Consider the following 20,557-nt stretch of genomic DNA (forward strand, 5'->3'; position numbering starts at 1 on the left):
CGGCGGCCCGCGCTCAGTCCTCCACACCGAGGTCCTTGCGCATGGCCCGGCGCATCGCGGTCAGCAGCGGTTCCGCCTCCTTCAGGTCGAGCAGGGCCCGCTGCGGGGTCTCACCCTCGTCGGCCAGGTTCCGGTCGAGCCGTTTCGCCGTCGCGTCGATTCCGGCGAGGACCCGGTTCACGGCACGTGAGGCGTCCAGGATGCGTTCGGGTACCACCATCTGCGCCTCGGCGTAGTGGTCCCGGTACTCGCGCCGGGTCTCCTCCAGCTGGTCACGGTCCTGATCCGTGTAGACGCCGTCACGGATGCGGTGCAGGGCGTCCTTGAGGAGTGTGTGGAACTGCCGGGAGGCACGGTTCATGGCGATGTAGGCCGTGCGCCGCTCCTCGAAGCGCAGCCTGCGTTCCGCGCGTTCGGCGTCCTCGGCGCGCCGCCGGGCACCGAGCCGATGGCTGAGGACGGGCGCGAGGAGGGTGCCGAGGACACCGAACACGGCGGTGATCATCGCGGTTATGGCTACGGTCACGGGGTGACCCTATGACACCCCGTCAGCACACCGACACGGACGGCCCGCCGGAAGCTGTACTTCCGGCGGGCCGTTCGCTCATGCCCTGCTCAGCCGCTACTGCTCACTTGCCGTAGTAGGCGTTGTAGATCGAGATCGTCGACTTGTTGCCCTTCTTGTCGGCGATCTTGGCGTGGAACGAGATGGCCTTGCCCTTGGCCGGGTTCTTGACGGTGATCTTGCCGTTGCGGACCTCGACCTTCTTCCAGGTCTGGCCGTAGTCGTACGACACGTACACCGACAGCGACTTCAGGTTGCTGCCCGCGGCCGCGCCCTCCACGGTGACCGGGAAGGTGACCGTCTTGTCGGCCTCGACTCGGCTGTCCAGGCCGGTCTTGGCGTTGAAGCGGAGGGTGGAGGCCGGGAGCTTGGCGACGCTGCCGCCGGTCGGCTTCTTCGAGTGGAAGGTCCAGCTGGCGTCGATCCGCGTGGAGGCGGCCGCGACCTTGACCGTGCGCTTGACCGAGGTGGTCAGCTTGTACTCGGCGTCACCGGACGGAACCTTGAAGGGATCCTCGCCGAACATCGGGTCCTTGGTGGAGCCCACCTTGGTGCCGTTGCGGTACAGGGTGGTGGTCACCGAGGTGAAGTCCGACGAACCGGCGTGCTTGTTGCCGTCGGCGAACAGCGGCAGCATGCCGTAGATGGTGTTGCCGTCCCGGAACAGACCGTAGTCCCGGTTGAGGTGCGGGCCGAAGACCGCCGTGTTGAAGGTCTTCTCGTAGGTCTTGCCGGCCGCGAAGGTCTGCGGCGCGCCCAGCGTGTAGTACGCGTCGGTGATCGGGAAGCCGTCCGGGTCGACCCCGGAGGTCTGCTCGAAGTCCATGCCCCACTTCACGCCGCCCAGAGTGGACAGGTGCAGCGTACGGGTGCTGGGGATGGCCTGCGGGACGCCGATGGAGGAGCCACCGGAGCTCTGCGGCAGCCAGCCGACCGCGTTGACCGAGCCCTTCTTGCCGCTGGCGGCGGCACCCAGGTTGGCCTTCACCGTGGCCAGGTCGCCGGCCTTGTAGTGCTTGGTGTAGCCGGTGGCGAGCTGCTTGACCTTGGCGCCGACCACGGTGTCGTACTGCTCGTTGTCACCCTTGACCCAGTGCCCGTCCCACTGCTGGTACAGGGAACCGTCGGTGATCTGCGGGCCGAGACCCGCGGTGTGGAAGTTCTCGTACGTGTCGAGGAACCAGCCGTAGCCGTACGAGCCGTCGCCCACCGTGACGTCGAACTCCGGGGAGGCGAACGCCGACTTGGCGGCCGCGTCGGGGACGGTGATGTCCACCGGCTTGGCCTTGCGCGCGTCGATGGTGATCGTCTGGCTCTTGCCGACGGTCAGCTTCGGCTGCGCGATCCAGTCGATGCCCTTGGTGCCGTCCACCGGGTCCACGAACAGCGCCGAGTTCAGGATGTACGTGCCCTTGGGCGCGCGCACCTTCACCGTGCCGGAGGGGTCGTACGGCGTGAGGTCCCGGCCGCCCGCCAGGCCCGCGACACCCGCCAGGTCGACGTCGTAGTACTTGGCCGGCTTGCCGTCACGCCCGATGAACTTCAGCGTGACGTCGTACGACTCCACCTCGCGCTGCACCGCGGCGGCCGTGCGGATGCTCTGGCCGCCGCCGGTCGCGGTCACGTACGCGGAGTAGGCGCCGTCGAGCGTGCCGCCCAGCTTGGTGTTGACGGTGAGGTCGACCGAGGCCTTGCCGCCGGCCGGGACGGTCACCTTGGTCTTGGCGAGCTTGAAGAAGCCCGCCGGAGCCGCCTGGCCCTTGGGGTTGGTGGCGGTGGCGGCCAGGTCGAGCGTGACGTCCTTGGTGCTCAGGTTGCGGTACGTCAGCTGCTTGGTGACCGGCTTGTCGTCGGTGTGCGGCCACTGCTGCACACCGAAGCTCACCGAGACCGGGTCGGCGATCACGGACTGCTTGATCGCCTTGTCGACCGCGATCCGGCCCGAACCCTGCTGGAACGGCGTGTACTTGCCGCCCTTGGCGGAGCCGGTCAGGGCGCCCTTCAGCTCGGCGTAGCCCCAGTCGGGGTGCTCCTGCTTCAGGATCGCGGCGGCGCCCGCGACGTGCGGGGTCGCCATCGAGGTGCCCGAGATGGTCAGGTAGCCGGGCGGGTTCTCGCCGACCTCCTGGTCGATGACGCTGCCCGGGGCCGCGGCGGCGGTGATGTCGACGCCGGGCGCGGTCACGTCCGGCTTGATGGCGCCGTCTCCGGTGCGCGGCCCGGTCGAGGAGAAGTCGGCCAGCTTGTCGCTCTTGTCGACGGCACCGACGGTGAGCGCGGCGTCCGCGCTGCCCGGCGAACCGATCGACTCGGGGCCCTCGTTGCCCGCGGCGATCGCGAACAGGATGCCCTTCTCGGTGGAGAGCTTGTTGACCTCGGCCTCGAGCGGGTCGATCTCGGGCGTGTCATAGCCGCCCAGGCTGAGGTTGATGACGGAGGCGCCCTGCTGGGCCGCCCACTCCATGCCGGCGAGGATGCCGGAGTCGTCACCGGAGCCGGTGTCGTCCAGGACCTTGCCGTTGAGGATCTTCGCGTCGGGCGCGACACCCTTGTACTTGCCGCCCGACTTGGCGCCGGTGCCCGCCGCGATGGACGCGACGTGCGTGCCGTGGCCGAAGTGGTCGGTGGCGTCCGCGGCGGCCGAGAAGTTCTTGGACTCGATCACCTGGTCCTTGAGGTCCGGGTGGGTCGCGTCGACACCCGTGTCCAGGACGGCGATCTTGACGCCCTTGCCGGTGTAGCCGGCCGCCCATGCCTTGGGGGCGCCGATCTGCGGCACGGACTTGTCGAGGCTGGCCTTGCGCACACCGTCGAGCCAGACGTGGGCGATGCCGGAGGCGGTCCTGTTGCCGTTGGTGACCGCGTCCCAGAGCTCGGGCGCCTCCTTGGCCGGCGTCTGCATCGCGTCCGCGTTCAGGGTCTTCAGGCTGCGCCGCAGCGTGCCCGCGTCACGGACGTCGGCCTTGGCGGCGGTGGCGGCGCCGCTGTAGCCGACGATGACCTTCAGACCGTGCTTGAGGGACTTGCGGGTGGCGGCCTTGTTCAGTTCGGTGACATCGAACAGCCGCTGGTCCAGCTTGCCGGAGGCGACCAGGCCGGCCGCGTCGGCGGGGATGACGAGGGTGTGTCCGTCGACCTTGCGGAGCTGGAAGGGTATGTGCTCGCGCCCCTTGGCCTTCTCCAGGCCGACGACCCGGCCCTTGGTGTCGACGGCGACCCGGTCGCCGGTGATCAGGGTGATGCGGTGCTTTGACGTGAGCGAGGCAGCGGACGATGCGCGCTGCTCGGGCTTCGCCGACGCCGGGCTGGTCATACCTGCGGCGAGGGCGACGGCTGCGGCAGTGGCGATGGTGGCCGCGGCCGCTCTTTTCACTTGTCTGCGCAAAACTCCCCCTGGAGATGGAGTACCGGGCCGGCGAATTCCCCGTTCACCCGGCCGGGGGCAGTCTCGTACGCATGCACGTCACCCCCCGGAGCACGCAGTATGCCGGGGGGTGATCTGACGGCTCAATAGATGAGAGGAGGGTGTGAAAGCGCTAACGGGAACTGTTACGCGCCGGGTGGAACACCGTTACGAAACCGCGAAGTTGAGCGCGTGCGATCGGTGTTATACGCCGTGTGCCCGGTCGCCTACGCGCCCGCGTTCTCCTTCACGGTGATCTTCCCCTTGCGGATGGTCGCCAGGCGCGGGGCCTTCTTCGCGATCGCGGAGTCGTGGGTGACCATGATGAAGGTCAGCCCGAGCTCCTTCCACATGCGTTCCAGAACCTCCATGATCTCGTCACGCATGCCCTCGTCGAGGTTGCCGGTCGGTTCGTCGGCGAGCAGCACCTTCGGCTTCTTGACCAGGGCGCGGGCGATGGCCACACGCTGCTGCTGTCCTCCGGACATCTCCGAGGGCAGATGGCCCAGCCGTTCGCCGAGGCCGACCGACTTCAGCGCCTCGGCCGCCTGTTCGCGGCGGTCCTTCGCCTTCACGCCGAGCGGTACGAGGGCGGTCTCGACGTTCTCCTGGGCGGTGAGCGTGGGGATGAGGTTGAAGGACTGGAAGACGAAGCCGATGTTCTCGCTGCGGACTCTTGTCAGGCGGGCCTCGGGGAGCTTGGCCAGGTCGGTGCCGTCGAGGATGACTTCGCCGGAAGTGGGGCGGTCGAGACCGCCGAGCATCTGGAGGAGGGTGGACTTGCCACCGCCTGTGGGGCCCTGGATGACGAGTCTGTCTCCGTCGCCGATGGTGAGGTCTATGCCCTCCAGGGCATGGATGGTGTCTTTGCCTCGGGTGTAGCGCTTGGTTACGTTTCTGAGGTCGTACATGGTGGCTCCTGGGAGGGTTCTGGGGTGGTGCGCGTCATCGTTCGGTGCGGCTGAGTGGGGGCTGGTCGCGCCCGCGCGGCGGAGCCGCATATCGATACGGCCCCGCGCCCCTGAGAGGGATCGCTCAGCCGTGCCTTCAAGTGGCCGCTACTCCACCCGCCGCAAGGCATCCGCCGGGCGCAGCCTTGATGCGCGCCAGCCTCCGAACGCTCCCGCGATCAGACCGCCCGCCACCGCCAGGCCCACCGCCAGGAGGATCGTCGTCACGCTGACCGGTGCCGTGAGCGCGACCTCCAGGGTCTTTGCCGCCTGTCGGCCGGGGCCCGCGAAGCCGCCGCCACCGCCGGGGCCGCCGCCGAGGCCGCCGCCGCCCGTGCTGCCGCCCAGTTGGGCCTGCAGGCTGGGGCTGATCGCGGTGACGACGTACGCGCCCGCGAGGCCGAGCGCGATGCCGAGGGCGCCGCCGACCAGACCGTTGACGACGGCCTCACCGACCACCTGCCGGGTCACCCGGCCCGACTTCCAGCCCAGCGCCTTCAGCGTGCCGAACTCACGGACGCGTCGGGAGACGGCGGAGGAGGTGAGCAGACCGGCGACCAGGAAGGCCGCGATCAGCACCGCGACGGACAGCCACTTGCCGACGTTGGTGGCGAGGCTGGACGCGGTGGACAGGGAGCCGGAGACCGTCTTGGCGAGGTCGGCGGAGGTGGTGACCGTCGTGCCGGAGACGTTCTTCTGGATGGCGCTCTTGACGGTGTCGATCTGCTGCGAGTCGGCGGCCTTGACATAGATCGTGGTGATCTTGTTCTTCTCGCCGGCCAGCGTCTGCGCCTGCTGGAGCGGGATGTAGAGGTTGGCCGCCGAGTCACCGCTGTCGGCGGTGGCGATGCCGATCACCTTGTACTTGACGCTCTTGATGGTGACGGTGGAGCCGACCTTGTACTTCTTCGTCTTGGCGTAGGCCGAGTCGGCGACGACGACCTTGGCGTTCGTCTCGGTCGTCCTGAAGGTGCGGCCGCTGGTGATCTTCGACGAGGTGAGCGGGCCGAGCGCCGTCTTGGTGACGTCGGTGCCGTAGACCGAGTACTGGTTGATGTCGAAGTCGGCGCCGCCGCCGCGGACCTCCCCCTGCGGCTGGCCGTTGTCCTGTCCGGGGCCGCCCTGCCGGCTGCCGCCGGAGTCCGGGTTCTGCTGGAACTGACCGCGGGTGAACTCTCCGCTGACCTTCACGACGTTGAGGCTCAGGCCGCCGACAGCGGTGGAGACGCCCTTCTGGTCCGCGACCTTGGTGACGGTCGAGGAGGCGAGCGTGGTGAAGCCCTGCACCATGACCCGGTCGCTGCTCTGCGACTTGGAGTCGCCGTTGTTCTGCGCGTCGAACTGGAAGCGCGGCCGCTGTGCGTTGCCGGTGGACGAGGAGGCGGCCTTGGTGACGGTCATGTCGGTACCGAGGCCGTAGAGCGACTGGAGGACCTTGTCCTGTGCCTTCCCCATGCCGTTGGACACGGAGTTGACCACGATGACCAGCGCTATGCCCAGCGCGAGGCCGGAGGCGACGACGAGGGCCGCCTTTCTGCGGCGGCGCAGTTCGCGCCTCAGGTAGGTGAAGAACATGGCCGCAAGCTAGGGACGCACCCTGATGACTCGATAAGGCGGCAATAAAAGAACGATGAGAAGGCTGTGGCCGGCCCCGGAAAGGGCCCAGAAAGGCCCAGGAAGGGTCCGGACGGGTCCGGGAAGGCCCAGGAAGGGCCCGGAAACGCCGATGCCGCCCCCGGCTCCGGGGGCGGCATCGGTCGAGCTGTGGGAGGGCTGCGTCAGACGGCCGAACCGGCCTTCCACTGCGCCCAGTCCAGGTTCCAGCCGTTGAGGCCGTTGTCCGGGGCCACGGTCTTGTCGCCGGTGTTCTTGACGACGACCACGTCACCGAGGATCGAGTGGCTGTACATCCACGCGGCGGGCGTGTTCGGGTCGTTCGCGCCCTTGGTGTCGGACAGGCCCACGCAGCCGTGGCTGGTGTTGACGCTGCCGAAGATGGACTTCGCGCCCCAGTAGTTGCCGTGCAGGAAGGTGCCGGAGCTGGTCAGGCGGATGGCGTGCGGCACGTCCTTGATGTCGTACTCGCCCTTGCCGTCGTCGTCGGTGAAGCCCACGGTCGCGCCGTTCATGCGCGTCTCCTTGAACTTCTCCTGCATGACCATGATGCCCTGGTACGTCTTGTTCTCGGGCGAACCGGCCGAGATCGGGATGGTCTTGACGGTCTTGCCGTCCTGCGTGACCTTCATCTGCTTGGTCTGCGCGTCGACGTAGGAGACCTGGTTGCGGCCGATGTGGAAGGTGACCGTCTTCTGCTGCACGCCGTAGACGCCGTTCGCGCCCTGGACGCCGTCGAGCGCGAGCTTCAGCGTGACGGTGGAGTTCTCCTGCCAGTACGCCTCGGGGCGGAAGTCGATGCGGTTGGCGTTGAACCAGTGGCCGACGACCTCCTGGCCGCTGCTGGAGGTGACCGTGATGCCCTTCTGGACCGCGGCCTTGTTGGTGATCGCCTTGTCGAAGTTGATCGACACGGGCATGCCCACGCCGACGGTGGAGCCGTCCTCCGGCGTGAAGTTGCCTATGAAGCTGTTGGCCGGGGAGACCGTGGTGAAGGAGGCGTTCTCGTGGGCGACGAGGCCCGCGGCGTCCTTGGCCTCGGCGGCGACCTTGTAGCTGGTGGAACGCTCCAGCTGAGTGGTCGGCTTCCAGCTCTTCTTGTCGGCGGACAGCGCGCCGGGGACGGCCTTGCCGTCGGAGGTGGTCATGCTGACGCTGGTGAGCGTTCCCTTGCTGACCGTGACTGCGGCGGAGTTGTTGATGGAGGCGTCGTTCGAGCCGTCCTTGGGCGTGATCGTGATCTGGGCCTCGGAGGACTTCTTGGCTGCCGCCTCGTCCGCCTTCGCCTGCGAGGTGTCGCCGCCGGAGCCGGAGGCCTTGTCGTCGCCGCCGGAACATGCCGTGAGTACCAGAACACCGCCGAGCAGTGCGGACGCGGCCATCAGGCCCCTGCGCCGCTTACTGTCCGTCATCACACGCTTCTCCATCGTTGCCGAGTCCGCGAAACACCGAGCCCCCGCTCAAGAATCTTCAACGCTACGGCCGACTCGCCCCGTTCCACATACACGTGATGTGTGGTCCGCACCACGTCCGCCGGGGCGGGGGTGGTGCGGAGTCGTTCCGTGCGCCCCCTGAGACGACGAAACCCCGGACGGCGGTTGCCGTCCGGGGTGACGAATTCCCCGGAACGCTCAGCCGATGCCCTCTTCCTCGTCCTCCTCGACATCATCGTCGTCGAGGTCCCAGTCCGGTGAGTCGGGGTCGTACTCGATCCGCTCGCTGGACCAGGAGGCCTGCTGGAGCTCGACCCCGGGCACCTCGTTGACCAGGTCGAACGGATCCACCAGATACGCGATGGCCTCGGCGGTGTCTTCCGTCACAGCCCCTTCGGCGTGCGTCCGCTCCTCGTCCGGCATCTCGGTGTCACCGGCAAGTCGCTGAAGTGCCCGCTTCGTCACGGCGTCCGCGTCCTCGACTTCGAGGACCAGCTCCACCCGAAGGCGTACAAAACGTGATGTCTCTGGAGTGCTCATGCCCGGAGCGTACGGCCGAAACCTCCCGTGACTTTCCCGTGACCCGCAACTTTCACTAACATCGCCCCACACGGCCAATTCGCCAGCGTCACAAGGGGGATCGATATTCCGTGTCATCGGCTCGCCGCTCATTGCTGACCGCCACCGCCGCGGGGACCCTGCTGGGCGCCCTGTGGTTCGTCCCGTCCGCCAATGCGTCGCAGGACGCCCCGGAGAGAGCGGCGACTTCGGCGACGCAGGTCACTCAGCAGGCCAGGGCGATGTCGGAGGCGACCGCGGAGACCGCGGCGGACGCTGCGGACGGCACGCAACTGGCCGACACGGGAAGCCCGGACACGACGCCCTATGTCGTCGGCGGAACGCTCTTCCTCGCCGTGGGCGCGGGTTTCGTGGTGTATTCGGTACGCCGCGAGCGCATGGGTTTTTAAATTACTTGACGGTTCTTTGACTTAAGACTCATAGTCCGCTCATGAAGAGATCATCGGGCGTGCGGCTGTGCGCCACCGCCGCAGTGAGCGTGCTGTCGCTCGCCCTCATCACGGGCTGCTCCGACGGGGGTTCCAAGGACTCCGGAGGGTCCGGGAGTGCCAAGGGTTCCGACTCGGCCGCGAAGGCGCTGAGCGCCGCGGAGTTGAAGAAGCTGATCCTCGCCCAGGGCGAGGTGGACGGGTACAAGGTCACCCCCGCGAAGACGGACACCGTCAGGGACACGGCCAAGTCCGACAACGCCACGTGCGAGCCGCTGCTCGACTCCCTGAGCGGCCGCGGGCCGGGCGACGCGGTGACGCAGACCGGCCGCACGGTCATGGAGGACAAGAAGGACCCCACGGACGACGCGACGTCCATGGACGACATGGCCGACGGCAAGTTCGAGGACGCGATCAACAAGTCCCTGGACCGCGACGTCACCATCCTCGGCCTGGCCTCGTACGACGGGGACGGCGCCGAGAAGGCGCTGCAGTCGGTCTCCGACGCGGTCAAGGGCTGCTCGGGCGGCTTCACCGCGACCGTGGGCAGCGACAAGCAGAAGTACACCAAGATCGCCGAGGAGAAGTCCTCGGGCACGGGCGACGAGTCGGTGGCGTTCGCCGCGACCGCCGACATGGAGGACGGGGACGCCGCTCCGGTCCACGTCGAGGTCGTGCGCCACAAGAACAACCTCGTGACGTACTACACGATGAACATCGGCGCGATGATGTCCAAGAAGGCCTACACGGTGCCGCCCGCGGTCACCAAGGCCCAGGCGGCCAAGCTCAAGTGACGTAGCGGACGCGAGAGGGGTCCGTCCGAGGACAGGCCCCTCTTTCTTGTTCCGCCGTTGCTGGAGCGGTCCGGTGACTACTGGAGCGGTCCGGTGACCTTCTCCGCGGCGGCGACGAGCCCGCCGCCCCGCACGAACGCGTCGGCGGCCGCGAGGTCGGGCGCCAGGAACCGGTCCGGGCCGGGGCCCTCGACACCGGCCGCGCGTACGGCCTCGATGACCGACCGCGACGCCGGGGCCGGGGCGAGCCCCTCGCGCAGCTCGATGGCGCGGGTGGCGGCGTACAGCTCGACGGCGATGATCCGGGTCAGGTTGTCGACGGCGGTGCGCAGCTTGCGCGCGGCCGACCAGCCCATGGAGACATGGTCCTCCTGCATGGCGGAGGACGGGATCGAGTCCGCGGAGGCGGGTACGGCGAGCCGCTTCATCTCGCTGACCAGGGCGGCCTGGGTGTACTGGGCGATCATGAGCCCGGAGTCGACACCCGCGTCGTCCGCGAGGAACGGCGGCAGGCCGTGGCTGCGGTTCTTGTCGAGCAGCCGGTCGGTACGGCGCTCGGCGATGGAGCCGAGGTCGGCGGCGGCGATGGCGAGGAAGTCCAGGACGTAGGCCACCGGGGCGCCGTGGAAGTTGCCGTTGGACTCGACGCGGCCGTCGGGCAGCACGACCGGGTTGTCGACGGCGGAGGCCAGCTCGCGCTCGGCGACCAGCCGGGCGTGCGCGAGGGTGTCCCGGCCGGCGCCCGCGACCTGCGGGGCGCAGCGCACCGAGTACGCGTCCTGGACGCGGGGCGCGTCGTCCTGGTGGTGGCCGGTGAGCTGCGAACCCTTGAGCACGGCCAGCATGTTGGCGGCGGAGGCGCCCTGGCCCGGGTGCGGGCGGATGGCGTGCAGCTCGGGGGCGAGCACCTTGTCCGTGCCGAGCAGCGCCTCCAGACTGAGGGCGGCGGTGATGTCGGCGGACTTGTAGAGCATCTCGAGGTCGTCGAGGGCCATGAACAGCATGCCGAGCATGCCGTCGGTGCCGTTGAGGAGGGCGAGGCCCTCCTTCTCGCGCAGCTCGACCGGGGCGATGCCGTGCTCGGCGAGGAGTTCACCGGCGGGGCGGACGGTCCCGTCGGGTCCCTCGGCGTCGCCCTCGCCCATGAGCGTGAGGGCGCAGTGGGAGAGGGGGGCCAGGTCGCCGGAGCAGCCGAGGGAGCCGTACTCGTGCACGACCGGGGTGATGCCGGCGTTGAGCACGTCGGCCATGGTCTGGGCGACCTCGGGCCGCACGCCCGTGTGTCCCGAGCAGACGGTCTTGAGGCGCAGGAACATCAGGGCCCGTACGACCTCCCGCTCGACGCGCGGCCCCAGGCCGGCGGCGTGCGAGCGGACGATGTTGCGCTGCAGCTGGGCGCGCAGCTCCTGGCTGATGTGCCGGGTCGCCAGGGCACCGAAGCCGGTGCTGACGCCGTAGACCGGTTCGGGCTTGGCCGCCAGCGCGTCCACGATCTCGCGGGCCGCCGCGAGAGCCGCCACCGCCTCCCCGGAGAGCTCGACCCGGGCGCCGCCGCGCGCCACGGCGAGAACGTCGGACGCCGTGAGACCGGACGTCCCCACCACCACAGTGTGCATATCCATATTCAGGAGCGTACGCATTGAATGCGTCGATGTCACTAGTGGGGAACGGGGTTGCCCCTTACCCGGTTCACGTCACGGCCGTCACCCGGTTCACGTCACGGCCGGCGTCCACGGAAGGCGCGCCGCTCGGCCCGCTCCGGGGGCGGGGTGTCCGCGAGCCGCACGACCGGGTCGTCCGGGCCCTCGCGGCCGGCCACGACCGGCCTGTCGGCACGGACCGCCTTGGCGCGGTACTGGGCCGCGTCCGCGAGCCGGAAGAGACGGCGCGCGGAGCGGACCGGCCCGATGGGCTCGTCCGTGGAGGCGACCCCGCACGCCACCCCCTCGCCCAGCTCCAACTCCGCGGCGCGACGGCACAGTTCGTCGGCCGCCTTGACCACGTCGTCCGCGGACGGACCGATCGCGAGGAGACAGAACTCGTCGCCGCCCAGGCGCGCCGCGAGGGTCCCCGGCAGCATCGCGCCGCACAGCGACAGCACCGAGCCGAAGCGCTCCAGGAGACGGTCCCCGACCGCGTGCCCCCGTGTGTCGTTGACGCGCTTGAGCCCGTTCAGATCGCAGACGACGAGGCTCACCACGACCCCGTCCCTGCGGTGCAGTTCGATGGCCTCGTCGAGGCGTACGTCGACGGCGCGCCGGTTGGCCAGACCGGTGAGCGCGTCCGTGTACGCCAGCCGCCGGGCCTCCTCCAGCCGCTCGGTCTGCGCGATCCCGGCCGCGACCACGGACGCCAGCACGGTGGCGAAGTCGGCGTCGCCCCGGTCGAAGACGGGGGCGCCCACCTGGCGGGCCACATACAGTTCGCCCCAGGCCCGGCCGTGCAGTACGACCGGGGCGACCACGCAGCAGCCCCGGCCGCGGCGGCGCAGGGCGGCGACGCGCTGATGGAAGTAGCCGGGGCGACCGGCGGCGGGACCCTCGGCGGTCTCCACCCAGGCGTTCGGCCCGCCGCCGCCCGCCCACCGCTCGTGCAGGAACTCGGTGATCTCGGGGAACTGGTGCACCGGGTAGGACTCGGTCTCCGGGAACTCCTCCTCGTGCGGGGCCCGCTCCCCCACGTTCACGAGGACCTTCAGCCGGCCGAGGTCCCGCTCCCACACCGACAGCGCGGCAAAGCTCCCGTCCAGCGCGCGGCACGCGCCGAGCGCCGCGGCGCGCCATGACTCGCGCGGGGTGTGCGCCGCCGCCATCCCCTGCGCCAGCGCCACGACCGCCGCGAGTCGCTTGTCCTCACCCATCACTCCAGGTTAGGGATGTTCTGGACGAACAGGGACATCGGCGAGGCGATCAGGGTGAGGCGATCAGGTGGAGAACCCGACCTCGCCCATCCGGCCCGGCGGGCTCACTCCCCCGGCCACTGCGGCTTCCGCTTCTCGTTGAACGCCGCCACGCCCTCCGCCCGGTCGCCGGAGAACGCCACCGCGCGCCAGGCCGCGTCCTCGACCTCCAGGCCGGTACGCAGATCCAGCCCGTGCCCGAGGCGCAGCGCCCGCTTCGCCGCGCGCAGACCGACCGGGGAGTTGCCGGCGATCCGCTCGGCCAGGGCCAGCGCCTCGTCCCGGTCGCGGCCCTCCCCCACCAACTGGTCCACCAGACCGAGCTCGTGCGCCTCGGCCGCCACCACGCGCCGCGCCGAGAAGATCAGCTCGGCCGCCCGCGCGGCCCCGACCCGCCGCGGCAGCAGCTGCGTACCGCCGCCGCCCGGAATCACCCCGACGGACACCTCGGGCAGCCCCACCACGGCCGTAGGGTCGGCCACGATCAGGTCGCAGGACAGCGCGAGCTCGAAGCCGCCGCCCAGCGCGAAGCCGTGCACCGCGGCGATCGTCGGCATCGGCAGCTCCAGCACCCCGGTGTACGCGCCGCGCGTCAGCGGCCGCTGCCGCACCATGTCCGCGTCGGTGAAGGAGTTCCGCTCCTTGAGGTCGGCCCCGACGCAGAACGCCCGCTCGTGCGTCGACGTCAGGACGACCACCCGCGCGTCCTTGTCGGCGGCGAGCGCCGCGCACGCGCTCCCGATGGACCGGGCCATCCCGGTGGAGACGGCGTTCATCGCCTTGGGCCGGTCGAGTACGAGCTCCGCGACCTGCCCGTGCCGCCGCACCAGCACGAACTCCCCGAACCGCTCCTCGCTCATGACACCCTCCGGTCGACGTGTTAACGCGGGTTAACTTCCTGTGCCCCGATCATCGCAGCCGGGCCCGGCCGAAAAAAGATCCGGCCCGCTTGTCCCCGTTCGAGTGACATCCCGCCCGACTACCGCCACACCGCCCATGGAAGCGCATAACGTGCGCTCCGCCACGGCGCATCGGGGGGCGCGCAGCGGGGAGGGATCGCGATGGCGGACATAGAGACAACGCGTACGGGAACGACAACGCGTACGGGAACGACGACGGGCACGGCACCACAGTGCACCGAAGCGGCGGGTGCCCGTGCGGAAACGTCCAGGACCGCGGATACGGCCCTCGCCGTGCCCGTCCCGCGTCGCGGCCGCCACCGCAGGCCCCGCCCGCGCAAGGCCCTGCTCGCCGCCGGTGGGCTCGCCGTGGCCGCCGGTGTCCTCAGCCTCGTCCGCTTGTCACCGGACTCCGGGGTCGGCGGACCGGGCGCCGCCGAGGCGGAACCGCGGCTGGATCACGGCGGCGCCACCGACCGGTCGCCGTCGAACACGGCCGCGTCCGTGGGGAACACACCGACGGCCCCGCCCTCGGCGACCTCCGTCATGGGCGGGGTGAGCGCCACGCCCACCTCGCCGACCGCCTCGTCCCTCCCGACGGACATCCCCTCGACGATCCCGACCGCCGTCCCGACGACGACGCAGGGCCCGACGGCTCCGCGCACCACTCCGGCACCGGCCACGACGCCCCCGGCCGCCCCACGTCCCGACCCCACACCGGCACCGACACCGAGCCACTCCCAGACCGCCCCGGCCCCGCAGCCCGGTCATGACGGAGGACTGTGCGTGCCGATAATCGGACTTTGCGTGGACCCGCTGCGGGCCCCGCACGACGACCGGGGAGGACGACTAGGCCACGACTGGGGCCACGGCCGAAGCCACGACTAGGCCTCGCCGTCGCGCCGGGTGAGCAGCCACGGCTCGACCACGCCGAGGCCGCGGACCGGGCGCTGCCACATCGGCTGCAGGGCGAAGCGGTACGTCGGCGGCTCCTCGCCCTCCTTCTCCGCGGCGGCCGCGGCCTCGGCCGCGTCCGCCTCCGAGGCGGGCGCCTCGCCGGTGCGGATGATCTCCTCGGCGAAGGCGCTGTCGACGAGGACCGCGTCGCGCGGCGCTATCGACGTCAGCCGGGAGGCGAGGTTCACCGTCGTACCGAAGACATCACCCATGCGGGTCGTCACCGTGCCGAACGCCATGCCGACGCGCAGTTCGGGCATCGTCTCGTCGTTGGCCATGGTCTCCACCAGGCGCAGGGCGATGTCCGCGGCCGTACCGGCGTCGTCGGCGGCGTAGAGGACCTCGTCGCCCAGCGTCTTGATGAGCCGGCCGCCGCGCGCGGCCACCAGGTCGGCGGCGGTGGTCTCGAAGGCCTCGACGAGCTCGCCGAGTTCCTCCTCCTCCATACGGCGGGTCAGTCGCGTGAACCCGACGAGGTCGGCGAAGCCGACGGCGAGCCGCCGGTCGACCATCTCCTCGTCGTCGGCCCCCTGCACGACCCGGCCGGCGGAGGCGGCGAGCTGGCGGCGCCAGACGTAGACCAGGAACTCCTCCAGCTCGGGCAGCAGCAGCTCGACGATCGGGTACGTCACCTCGGTGCGCGTCATGCCCGGCTCGGGCGGCTCGGTCAGCCCCTCCAGGAAGGAGTCGATCTGCCACTCGGCCAGTCGCGCGGTGGTCTGCCCGGTCGACCGGGCCACCTGCACCGCCATCGCCTCGCTGAGCAGCCCCGCCTCGACGAGACCGGCGAGCCGGCGCAGGGCGAGCACGTCGGCCTCGGTGAGGGCCTTGGCCTGCCCGATGTCGGCGAAGCCCATGGCCCGCCAGAAGCGGGAGGCCAGCTCCATGGAGACACCGGCGCTGCGGGCCGCCTGGAACGGCGTGTAACGGCGCTCCGCGCCCAGGATGAGCGTTTCGAGGCGCAGGGCGAGCGGGTCTTCGCCGGCGTCGGCGGCGTAGGGTTCCTCCCCCTCGAGCGGAGTCGAGTGCGGGGGAAGGTCCACCCGGCCGTCCGCGCCCGCGCCGGAGCCCGAATCGTCGACGGTCACGCCTGCTGCCCTTCCGATCTGCCGCGGTCACGTATCGACCGGCCTCAACTCTACGGCAGGTGTGCGCCAGCTCACTCCGTAAGGTGGGGGCCGACGGTGAGGTGTCCGGCGCTAGGGGGTGTCGTTTGGATCATCGCGGCGTCGGCGCCGGACCGCCCCGGGCCCCGCACCGTGCTCACGCGGGCCGCAGGTGCACGATGTCTCCCGCGCCAACCGGCTCCTGGACGCCGTCCTCCGTGGCCAGGACCAGCCGTCCGTCGCCGTCGATCGCCACGGCCTCGCCGACGATCGACCGGTCGCCCGGGAGCTCCGCCCGCACGACCCTTCCCAGCGTCGCGCAGCCCGCCGCGTACGTCTCCTGGAGGCCGCTGGCGACCGGGTCGCCCCCCGCCTCGCGCCAGCGGCCGTACCAGTCCTCCAGGGACCGCAGCACGGCCCGCAGCAGCGGATCCCGGTCCGTGCTCACGGCGCCGGCCAGCGCCAGCGAACCGGCCTGCGGCACCGGAAGCTCCTCGGCGCGCAGCGAGACGTTGATGCCGACGCCTACGACCACTCCGGCGTCCCCGGCCCGCTCCGCCAGGATCCCGCCGGTCTTGCGCTCCTCGTCACCCACGGTCACCAGGACGTCGTTGGGCCATTTGAGTGAGGTGTCCACCCCCGCCGCCCGCGCAAGCCCCGTCGCCACGGCCACGCCGGTGAGCAGCGGCAGCCAGCCCCAGCGGGCCACCGGCACCTCGACCGGGTCGAGCAGCACCGAGAAGAACAGGCCGGAGCGGGGCGGTGCCGTCCACTGGCGGTCCAGGCGGCCCCGGCCCGCCGTCTGTTCCTCGGCGACGAGCACCGCGCCCTCGGTGGCCTTCCCGGCCTCCGCGCGTGCCACCAGCTCGCTGTTGGTGGAGCCGATGCGCTGCACCACCTCCACCCCGGTCCACAGGCCCCCCTCCCGCACCAGCCCCCGCCGCAGCGCGGCCGTGTTGAGGGGCGGGCGGTCCAGGTCGGACCACCGGTTGTCGTTGGCGTCTGAAGCATCTCGCGGCGTCATGCAAGCCACCCTAGGTGTGGTAAACGCCGCACTGCCGATTGATAGGCACCCCACTACGCTACGGATGAGTAACCGTCCCCCCTTTTGAGCAGGCAGGGAGCCGCATCCCGATGTCCGAGCCGGAAGAGATCGACATTCACACGACCGCGGGCAAGCTGGCGGACCTCCAGCGCCGTATCCAGGAAGCGACGCACGCCGGCTCGGAACGCGCCGTCGAGAAGCAGCACGCCAAGGGCAAGTTGACGGCCCGTGAGCGGATCGACCTGCTGCTTGACGAAGGGTCATTCGTCGAACTCGACGAGTTCGCGCGCCACCGGTCCACCAACTTCGGTCTGGAGAAGAACCGCCCCTACGGCGACGGTGTCGTCACCGGGTACGGGACCGTCGACGGCCGTCCCGTCGCCGTCTTCTCGCAGGACTTCACCGTCTTCGGCGGTGCGCTCGGCGAGGTGTACGGCCAGAAGATCGTCAAGGTCATGGACTTCGCGCTGAAGACCGGCTGCCCGGTCATCGGCATCAACGACTCCGGCGGCGCCCGGATCCAGGAGGGTGTGGCCTCCCTCGGCGCCTACGGCGAGATCTTCCGCCGCAACACCCACGCGTCGGGCGTCATCCCGCAGATCAGCCTGATCGTGGGCCCCTGCGCGGGCGGCGCGGTCTACTCCCCCGCCATCACCGACTTCACGGTCATGGTCGACCAGACCTCGCACATGTTCATCACCGGCCCGGACGTCATCAAGACGGTCACCGGCGAGGACGTCGGCTTCGAGGAGCTGGGCGGCGCCCGCACCCACAACTCCGTCTCGGGCGTGGCGCATCACATGGCGGGCGACGAGAAGGACGCCATCGAGTACGTCAAGCAGCTGCTGTCGTACCTGCCGTCCAACAACCTCAGTGAGCCCCCGGTGTTCCCGGAGGAGGCGGACCTCGCCCTCACCGACGAGGACCGCGAGCTGGACACCATCGTCCCGGACAGCGCGAACCAGCCGTACGACATGCACACGGTGATCGAGCACATCCTGGACGACGCCGAGTTCTTCGAGACGCAGCCGCTGTTCGCGCCGAACATCCTCACCGGCTACGGCCGGGTGGAGGGGCACCCCGTCGGTGTCGTCGCCAACCAGCCGATGCAGTTCGCCGGCTGCCTGGACATCCAGGCGAGCGAGAAGGCGGCCCGCTTCGTACGGACCTGCGACGCCTTCAACATCCCGGTCCTCACGTTCGTGGACGTGCCCGGCTTCCTGCCCGGCGTCGACCAGGAGCACGACGGCATCATCCGGCGCGGCGCCAAGCTGATCTACGCGTACGCGGAGGCGACCGTCCCGCTGATCACGGTCATCACCCGCAAGGCCTTCGGCGGCGCCTACGACGTCATGGGCTCCAAGCACCTGGGTGCCGACATCAACCTCGCCTGGCCGACCGCGCAGATCGCCGTCATGGGCGCGCAGGGCGCGGTCAACATCCTGCACCGGCGGACCATCGCCGAGGCGGAGACCTCCGGAAACGGCGAGGCGACCCGGGCCCAGCTGATCCGGGAGTACGAGGACACCCTCCTCAACCCCTACATCGCGGCCGAGCGCGGCTACATCGACTCGGTGATCATGCCGTCGGACACCCGCCGCCACGTCGTACGCGGCCTGCGTCAGCTGCGTACCAAGCGGGAATCCCTGCCTCCGAAGAAGCACGGCAACATCCCCCTCTAGGCCTTCGTCGATCGATTGGGAGACATCATGACGATCAAGGTCGTACGGGGCAATCCGACCCCCGAGGAGCTGGCCGCCGCACTGGCGGTGGTCCGCGCCCGCGCCGCGGCGGCAGCAGCAACGCCGCCCGGCGCGCCGGGCCCGAGGGACTCCTGGGCCGACCCGTCCCGCATCGCAGGCCACCGCGTCCCACAGCCGGGCCCGGCGTCCTGGACGCGCACCTACTGGCCAAGCTAGGAGGCAACCGCCCCAGGGGCGCGAGGCTGCGTCGATAAGCGGCTCCGCCGCGTGGGCGCACGTCAGTGCAACGAGGGCGCCAACTTGAGTACGAGTACTCAGGCGCCCTCCCCCGCCCAAGCCCCACGCTGGTGGCATGCTGTGGTCAGACCCGGAGAACGAGCCGCCCAAAGAACTGCGCGACACGCAGGACATGCTGCGGCGGCTCGGTCTTCTTCTCGCCCTGGCCATGCTGCTCGGAATGATCGTGCTCGGCCTGAGGTAGCGCAGCGACCCCGCTAACCTGACCGCATGACTGCCAATCCGCGCAGGCGAGTCGTGCTCGCCTCCAAGTCGCCCGCCCGGCTCGGACTGCTCAGGCAGGCCGGGCTCGAACCCGAGGTGATCGTCAGCGGGGTCGACGAGGACGCGATCACCGCGCCCACGCCCGCCGAGCTGGCGCTCGCCCTCGCCGAGGCGAAGGCCTCCGTGGTGGCGGCGAAGCCGGAGGTGCAGGGCGCCCTGGTGATCGGCTGCGACTCGGTGCTGGAGCTGGACGGCCAGGCGCTGGGCAAGCCCGCGGACGCCGAGGAGGCCATCGCCCGCTGGAAGGCGATGCGGGGGCGGGCCGGGACCCTCCAGACGGGGCACTGCATCTGGGACACGGCGAACAAGCGGTACGTGTCCGGGACCGCGTCCACCGTCGTGCACTTCGGCGAGCCGACGGACGCGGAGATCGCCGCCTACGTCGCCTCCGGAGAGCCGCTCTACGTCGCCGGGGCGTTCACCCTGGACGGCCGCTCGGCGCCCTTCATCAGGGGCATCGACGGCGACCACGGCAATGTGATCGGCATCAGCCTGCCCCTCGTCCGGCAGCTGCTGGCCGAACTGGGCATCGGCATCACGGAGTTGTGGGCACCGGCGGAGTGACCGCAGCGGCAGGGGTGCCGGGGGCGGCCAGGGCCGGGACGTCGTCCTGAGGCTCCTCCGCCTCGCCCTTCGGCCCCTCGGGCTCGCCCTTCGGCTCCTGCGGGTCCGCCGGCCCCTGCGGGCTCTCCTCCTTGGCCTCCGGCGTGTCGCCGCCCTCGGGAGCGCCGCCGGGCGCCGTCTCGGCCGCGCCGTCCTGACGGTCGTACGTCATCAGGAGCAGCACGATCAGCCCCAGGACGACCATCATGAACACGAACGCGGTCCAGCCCACCAGCCCCCAGGTGAACGCGCCGAGCAGCCCGTGCACCACGGCGATGCTGATGAGCAGGACGCGGCCGAAGCCGGCCGGGGCGCGGTTGCGTATCGCCACGAGCAGGGCGACCAGGGCGCACAGCGCGAAGTAGAGGCCGAAGACCACGCCGCCGATCTTCGAGGACATCGACATCATGTCCGGGTCGAGGCCGGCCAGCGACATCTCCTGCCGGTCGACGACCACCCCCAGGAACCAGTTCAGTGCCGCGATGCCGAGTCCTTCGGCGAAGAGGACGAACGCCACGACCCACGCCACCGGTCTGCGCACCACCGGTCCCACCCACTTTCGACCGCAGCCCGAGTCCGGCTGCTGTTACCTGAAGTACGTTCGAGACATCGCGAACGCTACTAACGGGTAAACCCGGGGACAAGGGTTCTGTCACGGGCAAAGAATCATTGGGCCATTCGTAGGGACTCGACAAAGAAACCGAGTGGGCCGCGGCACGCTCTCACAGAGACCTTGACCACACGGCAGGGCTAGGGTTTTCCGGAAGGGTCCTGCGTACCGAGGTGCGACAAGGGCTTTCGCGGGTCGAGCGAGCCTCGAATCACGCTCCGTGTGGGCAAGCTCACCATTGGGGACGGGTCGAAGTGCCGTGTCGGCAGTCCCTAAACTCGGCTTGTTTCAAGGAGGGAGCCTCAATCGTGCGCAAGGTGCTCATCGCCAACCGTGGCGAAATCGCTGTCCGCGTGGCCCGGGCCTGCCGGGACGCCGGGATCGCGAGCGTGGCCGTCTACGCCGACC

The 20,557-nt window shown here is 70.2% G+C and carries 20 protein-coding genes; 7 read left to right on the top strand and 13 right to left on the bottom strand.

Going from position 1 to position 20,557, the window contains the following annotated elements; all coding sequences use genetic code 11:
• Window positions 1–13: 13 nt before the first annotated feature.
• From ACFY1J_RS15385 to ACFY1J_RS15410, 6 genes are all read right to left on the bottom strand, one after another.
• Window positions 14–526 (bottom strand): hypothetical protein, encoded by a 513-nt coding sequence (locus ACFY1J_RS15385; RefSeq protein ID WP_390713033.1) that lies wholly within the window; start codon window positions 524–526, stop codon window positions 14–16.
• A 103-nt stretch (window positions 527–629) separates the two neighbouring features.
• Window positions 630–3,938, bottom strand: coding sequence for a S8 family serine peptidase (locus ACFY1J_RS15390; protein WP_390713034.1), 3,309 nt, complete (start codon window positions 3,936–3,938; stop codon window positions 630–632).
• A gap of 257 nt (window positions 3,939–4,195) precedes the next feature.
• The gene (locus tag ACFY1J_RS15395; protein WP_390713035.1) at window positions 4,196–4,879 is read right to left on the bottom strand and encodes an ABC transporter ATP-binding protein; all 684 of its coding nucleotides are present in this window, start codon (window positions 4,877–4,879) and stop codon (window positions 4,196–4,198) included.
• Between the two features lie 147 nt (window positions 4,880–5,026).
• Window positions 5,027–6,493 (bottom strand): ABC transporter permease, encoded by a 1,467-nt coding sequence (locus ACFY1J_RS15400; protein WP_390713036.1) that lies wholly within the window; start codon window positions 6,491–6,493, stop codon window positions 5,027–5,029.
• 203 nt (window positions 6,494–6,696) lie between these two features.
• Complete coding sequence (locus tag ACFY1J_RS15405; protein ID WP_390713037.1) at window positions 6,697–7,959, bottom strand: Ig-like domain-containing protein; 1,263 nt, start codon at window positions 7,957–7,959, stop codon at window positions 6,697–6,699.
• Between the two features lie 204 nt (window positions 7,960–8,163).
• On the bottom strand, window positions 8,164–8,505 hold the full coding sequence (locus ACFY1J_RS15410) for a hypothetical protein (protein WP_390713038.1): 342 nt from the start codon (window positions 8,503–8,505) through the stop codon (window positions 8,164–8,166).
• Window positions 8,506–8,615: 110 nt separating this feature from the next.
• On the opposite strand from ACFY1J_RS15410, the gene ACFY1J_RS15415 reads away from it, so the two are divergent.
• Both ACFY1J_RS15415 and ACFY1J_RS15420 read left to right on the top strand, forming a co-directional pair.
• Window positions 8,616–8,933, top strand: coding sequence for an LAETG motif-containing sortase-dependent surface protein (locus tag ACFY1J_RS15415; protein ID WP_390713039.1), 318 nt, complete (start codon window positions 8,616–8,618; stop codon window positions 8,931–8,933).
• 41 nt (window positions 8,934–8,974) lie between these two features.
• The gene (locus tag ACFY1J_RS15420; protein WP_390713040.1) at window positions 8,975–9,766 is read left to right on the top strand and encodes a hypothetical protein; all 792 of its coding nucleotides are present in this window, start codon (window positions 8,975–8,977) and stop codon (window positions 9,764–9,766) included.
• Window positions 9,767–9,843: 77 nt separating this feature from the next.
• On the opposite strand, the gene hutH is transcribed toward ACFY1J_RS15420, so the two are convergent.
• The 6 genes from hutH to ACFY1J_RS15450 form a co-directional block, all read right to left on the bottom strand.
• On the bottom strand, window positions 9,844–11,382 hold the full coding sequence (gene hutH / locus ACFY1J_RS15425) for a histidine ammonia-lyase (RefSeq protein ID WP_390713050.1): 1,539 nt from the start codon (window positions 11,380–11,382) through the stop codon (window positions 9,844–9,846).
• A 101-nt stretch (window positions 11,383–11,483) separates the two neighbouring features.
• Window positions 11,484–12,626 carry a diguanylate cyclase domain-containing protein gene (locus ACFY1J_RS15430; RefSeq protein WP_390713041.1) on the bottom strand — a complete coding sequence of 381 codons (1,143 nt, stop codon included), beginning with the start codon at window positions 12,624–12,626 and terminating at the stop codon, window positions 11,484–11,486.
• Window positions 12,627–12,730: 104 nt separating this feature from the next.
• On the bottom strand, window positions 12,731–13,525 hold the full coding sequence (locus ACFY1J_RS15435; RefSeq protein ID WP_390713042.1) for an enoyl-CoA hydratase/isomerase family protein: 795 nt from the start codon (window positions 13,523–13,525) through the stop codon (window positions 12,731–12,733).
• Between the two features lie 497 nt (window positions 13,526–14,022).
• Window positions 14,023–14,280 carry a hypothetical protein gene (locus tag ACFY1J_RS15440; RefSeq protein WP_390713043.1) on the bottom strand — a complete coding sequence of 86 codons (258 nt, stop codon included), beginning with the start codon at window positions 14,278–14,280 and terminating at the stop codon, window positions 14,023–14,025.
• A gap of 168 nt (window positions 14,281–14,448) precedes the next feature.
• The gene (locus ACFY1J_RS15445; RefSeq protein WP_390713044.1) at window positions 14,449–15,609 is read right to left on the bottom strand and encodes an adenylate/guanylate cyclase domain-containing protein; all 1,161 of its coding nucleotides are present in this window, start codon (window positions 15,607–15,609) and stop codon (window positions 14,449–14,451) included.
• Between the two features lie 175 nt (window positions 15,610–15,784).
• The gene (locus ACFY1J_RS15450) at window positions 15,785–16,651 is read right to left on the bottom strand and encodes a biotin--[acetyl-CoA-carboxylase] ligase (RefSeq protein WP_390713045.1); all 867 of its coding nucleotides are present in this window, start codon (window positions 16,649–16,651) and stop codon (window positions 15,785–15,787) included.
• Between the two features lie 110 nt (window positions 16,652–16,761).
• On the opposite strand from ACFY1J_RS15450, the gene ACFY1J_RS15455 reads away from it, so the two are divergent.
• From ACFY1J_RS15455 to ACFY1J_RS15470, 4 genes are all read left to right on the top strand, one after another.
• Window positions 16,762–18,354 (top strand): acyl-CoA carboxylase subunit beta, encoded by a 1,593-nt coding sequence (locus ACFY1J_RS15455; RefSeq protein WP_390713046.1) that lies wholly within the window; start codon window positions 16,762–16,764, stop codon window positions 18,352–18,354.
• Window positions 18,355–18,381: 27 nt separating this feature from the next.
• Window positions 18,382–18,591: an acyl-CoA carboxylase epsilon subunit gene (locus ACFY1J_RS15460; RefSeq protein ID WP_390713047.1), complete on the top strand. Its 210-nt coding sequence runs from the start codon at window positions 18,382–18,384 to the stop codon at window positions 18,589–18,591.
• Between the two features lie 136 nt (window positions 18,592–18,727).
• Entirely contained in the window at window positions 18,728–18,856 is a 129-nt protein-coding gene (gene mmpB / locus ACFY1J_RS15465; RefSeq protein WP_390713048.1) for a morphogenic membrane protein MmpB, read from the top strand.
• Window positions 18,857–18,882: 26 nt separating this feature from the next.
• A complete protein-coding gene (locus tag ACFY1J_RS15470) occupies window positions 18,883–19,500 on the top strand; it encodes a nucleoside triphosphate pyrophosphatase (RefSeq protein WP_363293860.1) in 618 nt (205 codons plus the stop codon).
• Here ACFY1J_RS15470 and ACFY1J_RS15475 read toward each other — a convergent pair.
• Complete coding sequence (locus tag ACFY1J_RS15475; RefSeq protein WP_390713049.1) at window positions 19,472–20,083, bottom strand: hypothetical protein; 612 nt, start codon at window positions 20,081–20,083, stop codon at window positions 19,472–19,474. The genes ACFY1J_RS15470 and ACFY1J_RS15475 overlap by 29 nt on opposite strands.
• Before the next feature lie 374 nt (window positions 20,084–20,457).
• Here ACFY1J_RS15475 and ACFY1J_RS15480 point away from each other — a divergent pair.
• The coding region (locus tag ACFY1J_RS15480) for a biotin carboxylase N-terminal domain-containing protein (protein ID WP_157847070.1) at window positions 20,458–20,557 on the top strand (100 nt) is incomplete at its 3' end.

The organism is Streptomyces sp. NPDC001406 (assembly GCF_042895285.1).
GTDB lineage: Bacteria > Actinomycetota > Actinomycetes > Streptomycetales > Streptomycetaceae > Streptomyces.

Excerpts from the sequence above, each read along its gene's own strand:
- ACFY1J_RS15395 (WP_390713035.1), bottom strand. The coding sequence starts at position 4,879 with ATGTACGACCTCAGAAACGTAACCAAGCGCTACACCCGAGGCAAAGAC.
- ACFY1J_RS15400 (WP_390713036.1), bottom strand. The coding sequence starts at position 6,493 with ATGTTCTTCACCTACCTGAGGCGCGAACTGCGCCGCCGCAGAAAGGCG.
- ACFY1J_RS15405 (WP_390713037.1), bottom strand. The coding sequence starts at position 7,959 with ATGGAGAAGCGTGTGATGACGGACAGTAAGCGGCGCAGGGGCCTGATG.
- ACFY1J_RS15410 (WP_390713038.1), bottom strand. The coding sequence starts at position 8,505 with ATGAGCACTCCAGAGACATCACGTTTTGTACGCCTTCGGGTGGAGCTG.
- ACFY1J_RS15420 (WP_390713040.1), top strand. The coding sequence starts at position 8,975 with ATGAAGAGATCATCGGGCGTGCGGCTGTGCGCCACCGCCGCAGTGAGC.
- hutH (WP_390713050.1), bottom strand. The coding sequence starts at position 11,382 with ATGCACACTGTGGTGGTGGGGACGTCCGGTCTCACGGCGTCCGACGTT.
- ACFY1J_RS15430 (WP_390713041.1), bottom strand. The coding sequence starts at position 12,626 with ATGGGTGAGGACAAGCGACTCGCGGCGGTCGTGGCGCTGGCGCAGGGG.
- ACFY1J_RS15435 (WP_390713042.1), bottom strand. The coding sequence starts at position 13,525 with ATGAGCGAGGAGCGGTTCGGGGAGTTCGTGCTGGTGCGGCGGCACGGG.
- ACFY1J_RS15450 (WP_390713045.1), bottom strand. The coding sequence starts at position 16,651 with ATGACGCCGCGAGATGCTTCAGACGCCAACGACAACCGGTGGTCCGAC.
- ACFY1J_RS15455 (WP_390713046.1), top strand. The coding sequence starts at position 16,762 with ATGTCCGAGCCGGAAGAGATCGACATTCACACGACCGCGGGCAAGCTG.
- ACFY1J_RS15460 (WP_390713047.1), top strand. The coding sequence starts at position 18,382 with ATGACGATCAAGGTCGTACGGGGCAATCCGACCCCCGAGGAGCTGGCC.
- mmpB (WP_390713048.1), top strand. The coding sequence starts at position 18,728 with ATGCTGTGGTCAGACCCGGAGAACGAGCCGCCCAAAGAACTGCGCGAC.
- ACFY1J_RS15470 (WP_363293860.1), top strand. The coding sequence starts at position 18,883 with ATGACTGCCAATCCGCGCAGGCGAGTCGTGCTCGCCTCCAAGTCGCCC.